At 68.2% G+C, this 14,741-nt stretch carries 13 protein-coding genes and 2 pseudogenes; 9 read left to right on the top strand and 6 right to left on the bottom strand.

Features of this window, described 5'->3' with window-relative positions:
• The 4 genes and pseudogenes from ABW137_RS11105 to ABW137_RS11120 all read left to right on the top strand — a co-directional run.
• A pseudogene (locus tag ABW137_RS11105) lies at window positions 1-192 on the top strand (aa3-type cytochrome oxidase subunit II); the annotation flags it as partial.
• Window positions 193-201: 9 nt separating this feature from the next.
• Window positions 202-636, top strand: a complete 435-nt coding sequence (gene ctaF / locus ABW137_RS11110; RefSeq protein ID WP_526399802.1) for an aa3-type cytochrome oxidase subunit IV — start codon at window positions 202-204, stop codon at window positions 634-636.
• Window positions 637-798: 162 nt separating this feature from the next.
• Entirely contained in the window at window positions 799-1,647 is an 849-nt protein-coding gene (locus tag ABW137_RS11115; protein ID WP_526399804.1) for a hypothetical protein, read from the top strand.
• Window positions 1,647-2,321 carry a DUF2561 family protein gene (locus ABW137_RS11120; RefSeq protein ID WP_526399806.1) on the top strand — a complete coding sequence of 225 codons (675 nt, stop codon included), beginning with the start codon at window positions 1,647-1,649 and terminating at the stop codon, window positions 2,319-2,321. The genes ABW137_RS11115 and ABW137_RS11120 overlap by 1 nt, the downstream gene beginning before the upstream one ends.
• An 85-nt stretch (window positions 2,322-2,406) precedes the next feature.
• Here the strand turns inward: ABW137_RS11120 and qcrB are convergent, their stop codons facing one another.
• From qcrB to ctaE, 4 genes are read right to left on the bottom strand one after another with little or no spacing between them, the layout of a single operon-like run.
• Window positions 2,407-4,107: a cytochrome bc1 complex cytochrome b subunit gene (gene qcrB, locus ABW137_RS11125; protein ID WP_526399808.1), complete on the bottom strand. Its 1,701-nt coding sequence runs from the start codon at window positions 4,105-4,107 to the stop codon at window positions 2,407-2,409.
• On the bottom strand, window positions 4,104-5,306 hold the full coding sequence (gene qcrA / locus ABW137_RS11130; RefSeq protein ID WP_526399820.1) for a cytochrome bc1 complex Rieske iron-sulfur subunit: 1,203 nt from the start codon (window positions 5,304-5,306) through the stop codon (window positions 4,104-4,106). The genes qcrB and qcrA overlap by 4 nt, the downstream gene beginning before the upstream one ends.
• Before the next feature lie 23 nt (window positions 5,307-5,329).
• Window positions 5,330-6,151 carry a cytochrome bc1 complex diheme cytochrome c subunit gene (gene qcrC / locus ABW137_RS11135; RefSeq protein WP_526399822.1) on the bottom strand — a complete coding sequence of 274 codons (822 nt, stop codon included), beginning with the start codon at window positions 6,149-6,151 and terminating at the stop codon, window positions 5,330-5,332.
• 31 nt (window positions 6,152-6,182) lie between these two features.
• Entirely contained in the window at window positions 6,183-6,794 is a 612-nt protein-coding gene (gene ctaE, locus ABW137_RS11140) for an aa3-type cytochrome oxidase subunit III (RefSeq protein WP_526399810.1), read from the bottom strand.
• Between the two features lie 50 nt (window positions 6,795-6,844).
• Here ctaE and trpD point away from each other — a divergent pair, with 50 nt between their 5' ends.
• The gene (gene trpD, locus ABW137_RS11145) at window positions 6,845-7,921 is read left to right on the top strand and encodes an anthranilate phosphoribosyltransferase (RefSeq protein WP_526399824.1); all 1,077 of its coding nucleotides are present in this window, start codon (window positions 6,845-6,847) and stop codon (window positions 7,919-7,921) included.
• Here trpD and ABW137_RS11150 read toward each other — a convergent pair.
• Window positions 7,859-9,676 (bottom strand): annotated as a pseudogene (locus ABW137_RS11150) (DEDD exonuclease domain-containing protein); the annotation flags it as partial. The gene trpD and the pseudogene ABW137_RS11150 sit on opposite strands and share 63 nt — an antisense overlap.
• 128 nt (window positions 9,677-9,804) lie before the next feature.
• On the opposite strand from ABW137_RS11150, the gene ABW137_RS11155 reads away from it, so the two are divergent.
• The 4 genes from ABW137_RS11155 (at window position 9,805) to ABW137_RS11170 (ending at window position 13,411) form a co-directional block, all read left to right on the top strand.
• Window positions 9,805-10,092 (top strand): hypothetical protein, encoded by a 288-nt coding sequence (locus ABW137_RS11155; protein WP_526399812.1) that lies wholly within the window; start codon window positions 9,805-9,807, stop codon window positions 10,090-10,092.
• A gap of 151 nt (window positions 10,093-10,243) precedes the next feature.
• Window positions 10,244-11,368: a peptidoglycan hydrolase RipC gene (gene ripC, locus ABW137_RS11160; protein ID WP_526399814.1), complete on the top strand. Its 1,125-nt coding sequence runs from the start codon at window positions 10,244-10,246 to the stop codon at window positions 11,366-11,368.
• Between the two features lie 71 nt (window positions 11,369-11,439).
• On the top strand, window positions 11,440-12,240 hold the full coding sequence (locus ABW137_RS11165; RefSeq protein ID WP_526399826.1) for a peptidase: 801 nt from the start codon (window positions 11,440-11,442) through the stop codon (window positions 12,238-12,240).
• A gap of 10 nt (window positions 12,241-12,250) precedes the next feature.
• On the top strand, window positions 12,251-13,411 hold the full coding sequence (locus tag ABW137_RS11170) for a glycosyltransferase family 4 protein (RefSeq protein WP_526399816.1): 1,161 nt from the start codon (window positions 12,251-12,253) through the stop codon (window positions 13,409-13,411).
• Here ABW137_RS11170 and ABW137_RS11175 read toward each other — a convergent pair.
• Window positions 13,408-14,741: AMP-dependent synthetase/ligase (locus tag ABW137_RS11175; RefSeq protein ID WP_526399818.1), on the bottom strand; the 1,334-nt coding region annotated here is incomplete at its 5' end. The genes ABW137_RS11170 and ABW137_RS11175 overlap by 4 nt on opposite strands.

A 14,741-nucleotide genomic window follows, 5' to 3' on the forward strand; every position in this document is an offset into this window, starting at 1 on the left:
CACTCGATGATGAACTTCGAGGTACGTGTCGTACAGCCCAACGACTTCAAGGCCTACCTCCAGTACCGCGAAGAGAATCCGAACGCGACCAATGCCGACGCGCTGAGGACGATCGGCCAGGAGCCGCTGGCGGTCACGACGCGCCCATTCGAATCGCGCCGTGGCGAGCAGGTACCTCAGGCGAGCAAGTAGGGGACTCCGATGCACATTGAAGCCAGGCTCTTCGAGTTTCTGACCGCGTTCTTCGCGCTCTGCGCCGTCGTCTACGGCACCCTGACCGCCATCTACGGCAACGGACACGATGGGAACACCGGCATCGAGTGGGCTGGTACCACCGCCCTGATTCTCACGACGGGGCTGTCCCTCATCACCGGCACGTTCTTCCGCTTCGTCGCCAGGCGCCTCGATACCCGCCCCGAGGACTACGAGGACGCCGAAATCTCCGACGGCGCGGGCGAGTTGGGCTTCTACGCCCCGCACAGCTGGTGGCCGTTGCTGATCGCGCTTTCGGCGTCGGTGACCGCCGTCGGGGTCGCGATGTGGCTACCGTGGTTGCTCTTCGCTGGCGTCTGCTTCGTACTGGCCACGGTTGCCGGCCTGGTCTTCGAGTACTACACCGGTCCCGAGAAGCACTGACCCACACCGCGCAAGGTCACGATAAAGGCCTCAGTTGGCTGACGGATCGCGCAGTGACGGCCTTGGGTCCGCCGCGTTGGGTAGGGTTGCCGGGGCGCGATCTGTCGGGGCTGAGAACCCTGACGGCGGCGCCCACCAGGCAGTCGACAAGGACAGGCGTAGATGAGCGGGCCGAATCCCCCCGATCCGGATTCTCCGAAACCGGACGAACCGACTCGGGACAAGCCGGACACCGGTGAGACGGAGATCCACTCGAGGGCGTACTCCGCACCCGAGTCCGAGCAGTACACCGTGGCGCCCTATGTGAGCTACACCGGTGGCAGCGAGCTGGAGCTGCACGACTACGACTCCTACTCGACCAAGGACACCGACGACGACGCCACTCCGCCGCGATGGCCGTGGGTCGTGGGCGTGGTGGCCATCGTCGCTGCGATCTCCCTGGTGGTGTCCGTCGCCGTGCTCGTCACCCGCACCGACAGCACCACCGATGCCAGCGGAAATGCCACCAGCAGTTCGACGACGACGGTTCCGCCCGTGCAGGACGAGATCACGACGACCACGCCACCGCCGCCTCCTCCGCCGCCCCCACCGCCTCCGCCAAGCGAACCCCCGCCCGAACCACCGCCAGAGACGGTGACGGTGACGGAGGAGCCGCCGCCTCCTCCGCCGCCGGTCGAAGAGCCGGCTCCGCCGCCGGCCTCCAGCCCCGCCGCGCCGCCGCCCCCCACCGCTCCGGCGGGTCCCGTGTTCATCACCTACACCGTGACGGGCACCAAGGCGCCGCTGGACCGCATCTCGGTGACCTACACCGACGCGTTGGGCAGGCAACGCACCCAGCAGAACGTCTACATCCCGTGGTCGCTGACGGTGCAGCCGATCTCGATGTCCGAGTACGGATCGGTGCAGGCGTCGAGCCTGCTGAGGCTGAGCAAGTTGAACTGCTCGATCACGAGCAGTGACGGCCAAACGATCGCGTCGCAGAACAACAATGACTGGACGACCAGCTGCTGATGACCCATGACATCGACATCGGAGACACCGCGGGGCGCTCGCGGCTGAAGCCGGGTGCGCCTGACCAGGTGGACCGCATTCTCGTCGCGGGCTGCATCGTGCTGTGGCTGGCTGCGCTCGGAGCGGCCGTCGCGGCGATCGTCGCGCTCGTCGACCTGGCCCGAGGCCATCAGGTCTCCTCGGGCGGCGGGGACACCCCGTGGCTTCTGTACACCGTCATCGGGGTGTCGGCGGCGGTGATCGCCTGCGCCATTCCGCTGCTCATCCGGGCGCGGCAGGCGGCGGCGATTACCGGCTCGACGGGGCGGCAGACCGGCCCCGCGGACACGGCCGCCCCGGCTGCGGGAAGCCCGGCGGCACAACGGCTCACACCGTTCGGCGCTCCGGTCCAGCGTCGCCATCCCATTCCGCCCGCCACCAGTAGAGTCGCGTTTCCGGCGGCCGCCGTCGATCAGGTGTGGCTGCGTTTCACGACCGTCACCGCGGGCGCCATCGCCGCCGCGCTGACGGGTGTCGGCGTTGCCACCTATCTGATGGCTTCCGGGCACGACGTCGCCGCGTGGTCGGTGTACGCCGTGGCGGGGCTCATCACGGTGGCGATGCCCGCCGTGTCGTGGTGGTCGTTGCGGCAACTGCACGCCGTGCTCGACGCCTCCGAGCCCGACCAGATCTGAGGCGCCAGCAGCGTTCCGCGTCCCAAACGCGACTGACCCCGCTCGCGTGGAGCGGGGTCAGTCTGCGTTACAGGCGTCGGGGGAGCTAGTGATGACCGCTTGAGCCGTTGCCGTCGGAGCCGTGACCGTTGGAGCCGTTGCCTTCGGAGCCGTGACCATTGGAGCCGTGCCCGTTCGACCCGTTGCTCTGACGTTCCTTCAGGAGCGTGAGAGCTCGGTGCTCGGACGCGTGGGCGGCGTCGGCGAGCGCGTCGTTCTCCGACTTGGGATCCGGAATCAGGAAGCTACCCGACCCTGGAGCGCCGCCGGAGCCCAGCTTGTTCATCCGCTTGGGCAGTGCTGCGCCCTGGTACTCCAGCGGAATGGGGTGACCATGCTCGTCGACCGGGCCCAGCGGCTGGTGCAGCTCGATGTAGGCACCGTGCGGGAGACGCTTGAGGATGCCGGTCTCGATGCCGTGCTCCAACACCGCGCGGTCGCTGCGCTGCAGGCTGATGCACCACCGGTAGGTGATGTAGTAGACGATTGCAGGCAGGACCACCATGCCGATGCGGCCGATCCACGTCGTGGCGTTCAAGGAGACGTGGAACTTCAGCGCGATGATGTCGTTCATGCACGCGAAGGTCAGCACGATGTAGAACGCGATGGCCATGGCCCCCACGGCCGTACGGACCGGAGCGTCCCTGGGTCGCTGCAGGAGGTTGTGATGTGCCGTGTCACCGGACATCTTCTTCTCCAAGAAGGGATAGGCCGTCAGCAGACCGAACACCAAGCCCATGAGCAGAGCGATCCACACCGGCTGTGGGATGGTGTGGCCGGCCGGATAGAACTCCCACGCGGGCCAGAGCCGGATGAGGCCGTCGGTCCACATCATGTAGAAGTCGGGCTGGCTGCCCGCCGAGACCTGCGATGGCTTGTATGGACCGAGCTGCCAGATCGGGTTGATCTGCAGCACGCCGCCCATGATGCCGAGGATGCCGACCGTCATCGCGAAGAACGCACCGGACTTCACCGCGAAGACCGGCATGACGCGCACACCGACGACGTTGTGCTCGGTGCGGCCGGGGCCGGGGAACTGGGTGTGCTTCTGGAACCAGACCATCGCCAGGTGGACGCCGATCAGCGCCAGGATGATGCCGGGGATCAGCAGGATGTGCAATGCGTACAACCGCGGAATGAAGATGGTCCCTGGGAAGTCGCCGCCGAACAGAGCCCAGTGCAACCAGGTTCCGATCACCGGGATGCCCATCGAGATGCCGGAGAGGGCGGCGCGGACGCCGGTGCCCGACAGCAGGTCGTCGGGCAGCGAGTAGCCGAAGAAGCCCTCGAACATCGCCAGGATCAGCAGCAGCGAGCCGATGACCCAGTTGGCCTCGCGGGGCCGTCGGAAAGCGCCGGTGAAGAAGATGCGGGCGAGGTGCACCATGATCGACGCCGCAAACAGCAGCGCCGCCCAGTGGTGAACCTGGCGCACGAACAGCCCGCCGCGGATCTCGAACGAGATGTCAAGGGCGGTCTCGTATGCGCGCGACATCTGAACGCCGTTGAGTGGCTGGTACACCCCGTGATAGGTGACCTCCGCCATCGACGGATCGAAGAACAGCGTCAGGTACACGCCGGTCAGGAGCAGCACGATGAAGCTGTACAGCGCAATCTCGCCGAGCAGGAACGACCAGTGCGTGGGGAAGACCTTGTTCAGCTGCCTTCGCACCGCCGCCGACGGGTGGTAACGCGAGTCGATCGCGTCGCCCTGTGCGGCTGCAATGTCAGCGAGTTTTGGGCTCATGACGTTCGCTCCCAGAATGCCGGTCCGACGGGCTCGATGAAGTCGCCGTTTGCTACTAGATACCCATCCTCGTCGATTGTCACCGGGAGCTGGGCAAGGGCGCGCGCTGCGGGGCCGAAGATCGGCTTGGCGAAGTGCAATGCGTCGAACTGGCTCTGGTGGCAGGGGCAGAGGATGCGGTAGGTCTGCTGCTCGTACAGCGAAGACGGGCAACCCAGGTGCGAGCACACCTTGGTGAACGCGAACAGGTCGCCGAAGTTGAAGCTCTCCTGGCCCTTCCGGAAGGTCACCTTGCTCATGTCCTCGGGGCGGATGCGGATCAACATGACCGGGTTGCGCACGCCCATGCCGATCTCGGTGAGCTTGTGCGACGACTCGACGGTGGTGCCGTCGCCGTCGGACTCACGCCACGGAAACACCGTCTCCATCCCGCCCGCGTCCAAGTCCTCGGGGCGCATCTTCACGAACGGCGAGTCGCCAGGAATGCCCGTCGCGCGGGCCAGGAAGATGGTCTCGCCGTGGAAGCGGGGGGTCCACCCCGACGTCCACAGGACGGCCTTCTTGCCTTCGGCGGTGGGGACGATCGGCTTCCACGGATTCTTGATGAGACCGCCGACGAAGGCGACCAGCGTGCCGAGCCCGAAGGCTCCCAGCCCGATGCCCAGCGAGAGGCCGATCAGCTTGCGCCTCTTGAGCGTCGAGGTCTCCAGCGCATCGGTCAGGTTGGCCGCCGTGGCGCGCCGCTCCAACTCCGACGACCTGCCGTCGTGGCGGTCCTGGATCGAGATCTCCTCCGGAATGAACTTCTTCTGGAAGAGCACGGCGCCGATGCCGATCGCCAGGATCGAGCCGCCGAAGGTCAGGCCGTACAGCGGGGTGGCGAGGCTGTAGAGGAATTCGCCCTCGGAACCGTAGGGCTGGTACTCCCACGGCCAGAACAGGAAGATCACTAGCAGCGCCAGGCCCGCCAAGCCGCCGAACAGCAGCCAGTAGGCGACCGTGCGCTCGGCCCGCTTCTCGGCCCTGGTGCCCTCGACGGGCCAGCGGTTCTCCTTGAAGACGGTCTCGACGCCGTCGATCCTGCCGCCGAGCGCGACGAGTTCCTCACGCGACATGGTGGCCAGCTCTGCTTCGCTCGGACGTCGCGGCTCGTTGCCGGCGTCGGGGACGTCGCTACCCTTCACACCGCCGCCCGTCACGTCGCCGCCCTTCACGTCCTCGCTCACGTACGTGCTCCCACCCACATCGCTGCGCCGATGACGGCGACCATGCCGATGATCCAGGCCGCCATCCCTTCTGGTGCGGGACCAAACCCACCGAGGCCGTAGCCACCGGGGTTGGGCGTCTCCGATGCTTCGCGGACGTATGCCACGATGTCCTTCTTCTCGTCGGGGCTGAGCTGCCGGTCCGAGAATTTGGGCATGTTCTGCGGCCCGGTCAGCATCGCGGTGTAGATCTGTGCGGGTTCGGCCTCACTGAGGTCGGGTGCGTACTTGCCGGACGACAGTGCGCCGCCCTTGCCCGTGAAGTTGTGGCACGACGCGCAGTTCAGCCGGAAAAGGTCGCCGCCACGCGCGACGTCGTTGCCGATCAGATCGTGCTGTGCGATACCGCCGTTCGCGTCGCGCGGCACGATGGGGCCGCCGCCGTTGGCCTGCACGTAGGCGCCAAGGGCATCGATCTGCTGAGGGTCGAAGACCGGGTCCTTGCGGGGTGCCTGCGCCTCGCCACGCATGGCGGGCATGCGGCCGGTGGAGACCTGGAAGTAGACGGCGGCCTCACCGGTGCCGATCAGGCTGGGGCCGCGGTCGGGAACGCCCTGAAGGTTGGCGCCGTGGCAGGAGATGCAGGAAGTCTCGAACAACTGCTTGCCGGTACGCAGCTGGGCCAGCGACGACTCGTCGGCGACGGCCACCTGCGGCTTGGGCGTCAGCGTTGCCGCGATGCCCCCTGCGACGAGAAGTCCGGTCAACAGCAGCAGTGCTGCCGACAATCGCCGGCGTAGCCGACGGCGAGACTTGCTGGTCATCGATCCCCTTCTCATCGGCTGGTTCTCGCTTGAGCTCATCGCCCGGTCACCGGACGAAGTAGATGACGGCGAACAACGCGATCCACACGATGTCGACGAAGTGCCAGTAGTACGACACCACGATCGCAGCCGTGGCCTGCGCGGGGGTGAACTTGCTCATTCGCGTGCGCGCCAGCAGGAAGATGAAGGCGACGAGACCGCCGATGACGTGCAGGCCGTGGAAGCCGGTGGCGAGGTAGAAGACCGTGCCGTATGCGCTGCCGGGGATCGTGGTGCCCTCGGCCACCAGGTGGTAGTACTCGTAGCCCTGGCCGCCGACGAAGAACGCGCCCATCACGAAGGTCAGGACGTACCACCGCCGCAGCCCGAAGACGTCGCCGCGTTCGGCGGCGAAGACACCCATCTGGCACGTGAACGACGACGCGATCAGCACCAGGGTCACGGGCACGGCCAGCGCCAGGTTCAGCTCGGTGGGATGGGGCGGCCAGTCACCCCCCGCCTGGGCTCTCGCGGTGAAGTACATGGCGAACAGTCCAGCAAAGAACATCAGCTCGCTGGAAAGCCACACTATGGTGCCGACACTTACCATGTTGGGTCGGTTCAGCGAATGCACGCGCGCCGTGATCGCGGTTCCCGAGGTCCCTACAGCACTCGTCACATCCGCAAGTATGACGCTTTGTAGTTGATGATCTCCACCCGGGTCGCAAGATTCGTAATAATCAGTTCGTGACTTCCGACGATTCCCCCACGTGGCCGCAGATCCTCGGCCGACTGACGACCGGACAATCCCTTGCCAGCGGGCAGGCGGCGTGGGCGATGGATCAGATCATGACCGGGGCGGCGACGCCGGCCCAGATCTCCGGATTCGCGATCGCGATGAAGATGAAGCGCCCGACGTCCGCGGAGGTTGCCGAGCTGGCCGACATCATGCTTCGGCATGCACGCCGGGTGCCGACCGACGTGATCGGCCGCAACTCGGTGGACGTGGTGGGCACGGGCGGCGACGGGGCGAACACCGTCAACCTGTCCACCATGGCGTCGATCGTGGTCGCTGCGAGCGGGGTGCCCGTCGTCAAACACGGCAACCGCGCGGCGTCGTCGCTGTCCGGCGGTGCCGACACACTCGAGGCGCTCGGCGTGCGCATCGATCTGGGACCCGAGGACGTGGCACGCAGCGTGGCCGAGGTGGGCATCGGATTCTGCTTCGCGCCGACGTTCCATCCGTCCTACCGACACGCGTCGGCGGTGCGACGCGAGATTGGCGTCCCGACGGTCTTCAATCTGCTTGGCCCGCTGACCAATCCGGCCGCACCCCGGGCCGGGTTGATCGGCTGCGCGTGGGCCGACCTCTCGGAGGTGATGGCCGGAGTGCTGGCGGCCCGCGGTTCCAGCGTGCTGGTGGTGCACGGTGACGACGGTCTCGACGAGCTGACCACCACGACGACGAGCACCATCTGGCGCGTCCAGGCGGGCACCGTGGAGCGGCTGACGTTCGACCCGGCGGCATTCGGCTTCGAGCGTGCCGACCTGCGTGAGCTGCGGGGCGGCGACGCCGAGGCCAACGCGCGGTCGGTGCGCGAGGTGTTCGCGGGTGCGAAGGGCGCGGTGCGCGATGCGGTGGTACTGAACGCGGCCGGTGCGATGGTGGCCCACGCGGGGCTATCCAGCGACGCCAAATGGGTGCCTGCGTGGGAGGCCGGTCTGGAGCGGGCCGCCGACGCGATCGACTCGGGGGCGGCCGAGAAGCAGCTCGCGCGATGGGTGCGGTTCACTCAGCAGCTCTGACCTCGTCAGCTGCTTGGCCGCGACGCCTGCCGACCGGGCCGTGCCCGCCCACGCCGCGTGCCTGCCCGCGACGCCGAGCGGGGTGGCGTAGCCGTCTCCGGATTCGGTCTCGACGCGCACGATGCGGACCCCGGCCTGGCCGAGCCACCTGGCGATGAGCGCCGTCTCTTCGACCAGCGTGCCGCCGAGCGGCGCTTGTGTCGGCAGAATCGATTGCGCGGCAGCGCAAATGGCGTCGACGACGGGCATCGGGGGAACGCCACGGCGCGCATTGCCCGCTGCGGCCAGCTGACCGCGGCGCACCACCGCCAGGTGCCAGCCGCCCGCACCGTCGGGCCGAGCGGCGACCAGCTCGTCGACGGTGGTGAGTGCGCGCAGCCGCTGTCCCCGCCAAAGTGTCTCGATGGCGGTCACCGCGTGGTCACGCATCCGGGCGGCGGTTTCGTACCGGCCTGCGGCGGCCAGCCTCTGCAGGGTGGCGATGGCGTCGGAGATGGGGGAGTCGTCGGTGCCTGCGATGAGTGCGCCCGCCCGTGTCGGTGCGGTGACGTACTCGGCGGCCGTGACGTCGCGGGCCGCCGGGCACGGCGACAGCTCGACGAGCACGCACGACGGTCCGTGCAGCGCCGAACGGCCAAGGCGCGAGGTGCACGTCCGCACGCCGGTGACGCGGGCCAGCAGCGCAGCCGTCTCGACGGCGTCGGCGCGGGCGCGGAACGGTCCGATCACGCGGTCGTGTTTGGGTGCGCGCACCACCGAGAAGCGGGGGAACGCCTCGTCGGTGAGCACCAGCCACCACCATCGGTGGGGGAACTTGGACTTTCGGTTGTACGGGGGAGCGTGCGCGGCCAGCAGGCGCAGCTCCCGTACGCCCGCCTCGAGCTCGTGTGCGCACTCGACGTGGTCGACCCGAGTGGCCAGCGACGCCATCTCCTTCATCCGGGCGCGCGGATCGGCTCCGGTGAAGTACTGCGCCACCCGGCGCCGGAGGTCGACGGCGGTGCCGACGTAGAGCACCTCATCGGACGGCCCGCGGAACAGGTAGACGCCTGGGCGGCGTGGGAGCCCCGTGGCCAGCCTGCGGTTGCTGCGCTGGGCGGGCGTCACGTCGGGCAGATACGAGCGCAGGTCGGCGTAGGTGTGGATGCCCTGGTTCCCGACGCGGGCGATGAGTGCGTGCAACACGTCGACGGTGGCACGGGCGTCATCAAGGGCCCGGTGCGTGGGAGTGGTGGACGCTCCGAACAGCTGCGCCAGCGCGGACAGCCGGACGCTGGGGGCCTCGTCGCGGGTGAGCACTCGACGCGCGAGCTTGACCGTGCACAGCACGGGAGGCCGCTTCCACGGGAGGTTCAGGCGTTCGGCGGCCGCGCGCAGGAACCCGACGTCGAACCCTGCGTTGTGGGCCACCAGCACCGCGCCGCGGGAGAACTCGAGGAACGCGGGCAAGACGGAGTCGATGGTGGGTGCGTCGCACACCATCGCGGTGGTGATGCCCGTGAGCGCGACGATCTGTGGGGGGATGGACCGGCCGGGATCGACGAGCGTGGCGAGCTCGCCGAGGACCTCGCCCCCGCGGATCTTCACCGCGCCGATCTCGGTGATGGCGTCATGGCCCTCGCCGTTCGCGCCAGTGCTGTGGCGGCCGCCGGTGGTCTCCAGGTCCACGACGACGAACGTGGTGTCGCGTAGAGCCACGTCCGCCCAGCAGGCCATGTCGGGGTCGTCGACGTCGCCGAAGCTGAGCTGACCCATGCCGGGACCGTAAGCCGTCGGACCGACAACGACTGACACGGATGTGATTCGCGTGTCGGGTTGTCGGGGGGTCTCGTTACCGTGCGGATGACTCGAACGAAGATTCGACGAATGAAAGGAGCGCGAGCATGACTCGACCGGAGGCGCGGCCCGACCTGCCCGATGTCCAGCTAGATGCGCTGCCCGTGCAAAAGGGCCCACCCGGCGGCGACGCCGGGACGCTTCACATCGACTGCGACGACTGCGCCGTGCGCGGACCGGGCTGTAACGACTGTGTTGTCAGTGTGTTGCTCGGCGTGCCAGATACTTTGCTGGCCGATGAGCGGCGGGCACTGGAAGTCCTCGCAGACGCCGGATTGGCGCCGCGGCTGCGGCTGATTCCGATTCACCGGAAGGGGGCCGACGGGGTCGCCTAAGGGTGCCCGTACCCACGGGTGGGCAAAAAATTCCCGTGGCGCCTGTTAAATTTGCGTCTTCTGTTGGACAACCCCGATGCCGTTTCGTAACCTATCTGAGACCTAACGCAGTTCGAGCGGCTCGCTTACGGCAGTTGAAGGACGCGAAATCTTGAGGTTTGAGGCTATGCACCGGAGCGCACGTGGTCTTCGGCGACCGGTAGTTGGTGCGATAGCAGGGTTGATGGTGTTGGGCGGGGTGCTTGCAGGCAGTGTGCAGGCCGATCCGGCCGACGATGCTCTGGCAAAGCTCAACGAACTGTCCAGGCAGGCCGAGCAGACCACCGAGGCAATGCACAGCGCCCAGCTCGATTTGGACAACAAGCTGGCAGCGCAGAAGGCGGCCGAGGCAAAGCACGTCGCCGATCTCGGAGCGGTCGACGCGGCCAACGCGCAGCTGGCAACCTTCCAGACCGCTGTCAACAACGTTGCTGCTTCGCAGTACATGGGTGGCCGTACCGACGGGCTCGACGCCATGCTCACGGCGGACTCCCCGCAACGCCTCATCGACCAGTTGTCGGTGCAGCGGGTGATGGCCACCGAGATGTCCGTGCAGATGAAGAACTTCACCAGCGCGAGCGCGCTGGCTACTACGGCCGAGGCGGAGTCCGCTAAGTCGGCCGCTGACGCCAAGACCGCTGCCGAGCAGGCCGCGGCAGTGCGCGCGGACTTGCAATCCAAGCAAAGCAAACTGCAAGTGCAGATGGCGATCGTCAAGTCGCAGTACACGGCGCTGACCCCCGCCCAGCGCGAGGCTCTTGCCGCGGTACCTCCCGCCCCGGCTCCCGAGGCAGTGCCACCGCCCGAGGCTCCCGAGGTACTTGCTGACGCGCCGACCGGAATCAACCCCGGTGATCTCGCCCCGCCGGAAGCTGCCGTTCCTCCCGCAGGCGGAGAGGGAATGGTCGCCGTGCAAGCCGCCCTGACGCGGATCGGATCGCCGTACTCGTGGGGTGGATCCGGCCCAAGCGCGTTTGACTGCTCCGGTCTGGTGATGTGGTCGTTCCAGCAGGCGGGCGTCGCGCTGCCGCACTCCAGTCAGGCGCTCGCGCAGGGTGGCCAGCCCGTCTCCAGGGACCAGATGCAACCGGGCGACCTCGTCACCTATTACTCCGACGCGTCGCACGTGGGCATCTACATCGGCGACGGCATGATGGTGCACGCCTCGACCTACGGCACACCGGTGCGCGTGGCCCCGGTGGACAATGCGCCGATCTACAACGTCCGGCGTTACTGACGTCCGGCGTTACTGACACGTCCGCCGGACCCAAGAGATCCGCCCGTCCCGAGCGCCCCTTCCTCGGTCTGCTGCTGCTCGTCGAGCTCGTCGTCGCCGTCGTACTGATCGCCGAGCCCTTTGGCGGCCAGGAGGATCCACCCCGGACCGGCCAGGCGTCGCCGACTGCCGCCACCATCGACTCGTCCAGCGCGCCGTCGGACGCGCTGGTGCTGCGCGACGGCCGTACCGTCTCGCTGGTGGCCCTCGGCGGTGAGCGGACCGCAGATCTCGCGGGCCGGATCACCGCCGAACTCGACGGCGCCGCCGATGCGGTGACCGCATTCTGGGGCGACGACTGGCGCCGCAACGTGATCGTGGTCCTCACCGACACCGACGAGGAGTTCCGGACGCTGGCAGGCGGTGGGCCGGACATCGCGGCCGCGACCACGACCGATCGCGTGGTGTTCGCACCGGGAGCGTCGGCAATGAGCGAAGCGTCACTGCGAATCGTGTTGCGTCACGAACTGTTCCACTACGCGGCAAGGGCGCGTACCGCGGCCGACGCGCCGCGCTGGCTCACCGAGGGCGTCGCGGACTACGTGGGACGGCCCCCGACGCCCATGCCGACACCCGAGCGCGCCGACGAGCTTGCCCACCTGCCCACCGATGCGGACCTCGACACCGCCGGTCCGGTCCGGTCGCTGGCGTACGACAGGGCATGGTGGTTCAGCCGCTTCGTCGCCAACCGATACGGCGCGGAGACCCTGCGCCAGCTGTACCTCACCGCGTGCGGCGACGGCCACCCCAACGCGGCGAAGGCCATCAGCGACACGCTCGGCGCAGGCACCGGACAGGTGCTGGCGTCATGGCGCGCCTGGCTGAGCGGCTAGCCTTGCCGCGATGAATCGCGTCCTGCTGGTGACCAACGACTTCCCGCCGCGACGCGGCGGCATCCAGTCCTACCTGGAGAACCTGGTGGGGGAGCTGGTCAAGACCGGACGGCACTCCTTCACGGTGTACGCGCCGAGGTGGAAGGGCGCCGAGGAATACGACGGCCGGGCCCAGCGAGCCGCCGCGGCCCAGGGCACCGACTACGCGGTGGTGCGGCACCCGACGACGTTGATGCTCCCCGAGCCGTCGGTGGCCCTCCGCATGCGGAGGCTCATCAGCAGCCACGACATCGACACCGTGTGGTTCGGGGCCGCTGCGCCGCTCGCCCTGTTGGCGCCGTTGGCCAGGGAGGCGGGGGCGCGCCGGGTGATCGCCAGCACGCACGGCCACGAGGTCGGGTGGTCGATGCTTCCGCTGGCCAGGACGGCGCTGCGGCGCATCGGCAACGACACCGACGTCGTCACGTTCATCAGCCAGTACACCCGCGGTCGGTTCGCTGCCGCCTTCGGACCCCGGGCCGGCTTGGAGCGGTTGTCGCCCGGTGTTGAGACGACCCGGTTCGAGCCGAACTCGGTCGCCAGGGCCGAGCTTCGGGCCCGCTACCGCCTGGGCGACCGGCCGGTGATCGTCTGCGTGTCCCGCCTGGTGCCGCGCAAGGGACAGGACATGTTGATCCGCGCGCTTCCCGCCATTCGGCAGCGCGTCGACGGGACCGCGCTGGTGATCGTCGGAGGCGGCCCCCATCTGGACACCCTGCGCGGGCTCGCGCACTCGTTCGGGGTGTCCGAGCACGTGGTGTTCACCGAGGGCGTGCCCGCCGACGAACTGCCCGCCCACCATGCGATGGCCGACGTGTTCGCCATGCCGTGCCGGACCCGTGGCTCGGGGTTGGACGTCGAGGGGTTCGGCATCGTCTACCTGGAGGCCTCGGCCACCGGCGTACCCGTCGTCGCGGGCCGGTCGGGCGGCGCCCCGGAGTCGGTCCTCGACGGCGAGACCGGGCTGGTGGTCGACGGGTGGGACGTCGGTGCCATCGCGGCGGCGACCGGCGACCTTCTCGCCGACCCGGACAGAGCCGCGGCGATGGGCGCGGCGGGCCGCCGATGGGTCGTCGAGAATTGGCAGTGGAGCGCCAAGGCCGAGCGGCTTTCGACGCTGCTGACCGGCTAGTTGTCGCGCTTGGCGTACAGGGCGTCGATGTCGCTGGCGAACTTCTCGGCGACGACCTTGCGCTTGACCTTCAGCGTCGGTGTCAGCTCGCCGGTGTCCTCGGTGAAGTCGACGGGCAGGATGCGGAACTTGCGAATCGACTCCGCGTGGGACACGGCCTGATTGGCGTCCTTGACCGCGAGGTCCACCTCGGCGAGCAGATCCGGGTCCTCGGCGAGGTCACCCACCGTGGCCGAGGCGTCCTTGCCATTGCGCTGCTTCCAGCCGGTAAACGCCTCCGGGTCGATGGTGATGAGCGCGGCGATGAACGGCTGGGCGTCGCCGACGGCCATGGCCTGGCTGATCAACGGATGGGCGCGGAGCCGGTCCTCCAGCAGAGCGGGCGCGACGTTCTTGCCGCCCGCGGTCACGATGATCTCCTTCTTGCGGCCGACGATCGTCAGGAAGCCGTCGTCGTCGATCGCGCCGAGGTCGCCGGTGTGGAACCAGTCGACCTTGGTTCCATCGCTCCTCGCGTCGGTGGTGAACACCTTCCCCGTCTCGTCTTCGTTGTGCCAGTAACCGTGGAACACGACCCCACCGGACACCAGCAGCTCGCCGTCGTCGCCCAGGCGCATGCTGTTGCCGGGCAAGAGCTTTCCGACCGAGCCCACCTTGATGTCCCCGACCCTGTTGACGGTGATCGCCGCGCTGGTCTCGGTGAGCCCGTAGCCCTCGTAGATGGTGACGCCGACGCCGCGGTAGAAGTGGCCGAGCCGCGCGCCCAGCGGGGCGCCGCCGGAAATGGCCGCACCGCAGTTGCCGCCGAGGGCCGCCCGTAGCTTGCCGTAGACCAGGCGGTCGAACAGGGCGTGCTTGAGGTTGAGCAGCAGACCGGGCCGTCCCGTGGCCCGAGCCTCGCTCCACTCGATCGCGGTCCTGGCGGCCAGCGCGAAGATCTTGTCCTTGCCGCCGTCGTGCGCGTTCTGCTCGGCGGTGTTGTAGACCTTCTCGAACACGCGCGGCACCGAGACCACCAGGGTGGGCTTGAACACGGCGAGTATGGGCACCAGGTTCTTGACGTCGCTGGTAAAGCCGAGGGTCACCTTGTTGCTGAACGCGCAGATCGTGATCGCGCGCGCGAGCACGTGGGCCAGCGGCAAGAACACCAGCAGCTTCTCGCCCTTGTCCAGCAACGCCGGGAAGCTGGCCTTGGCACCACGCATCTCGTAAAGCAGGTTGGAGTGCGTCAACTGGCAGCCCTTGGGCCTGCCGGTGGTGCCGGAGGTGTAGACGAGCGTCGCCACGTCGTCGGACTTGATTGCGTTCAGTCGCGCCGTCACCTCGGCGG

Source organism: Mycobacterium sp., from assembly GCF_040509115.1.
Classification (GTDB): Bacteria; Actinomycetota; Actinomycetes; order Mycobacteriales; family Mycobacteriaceae; genus Mycobacterium.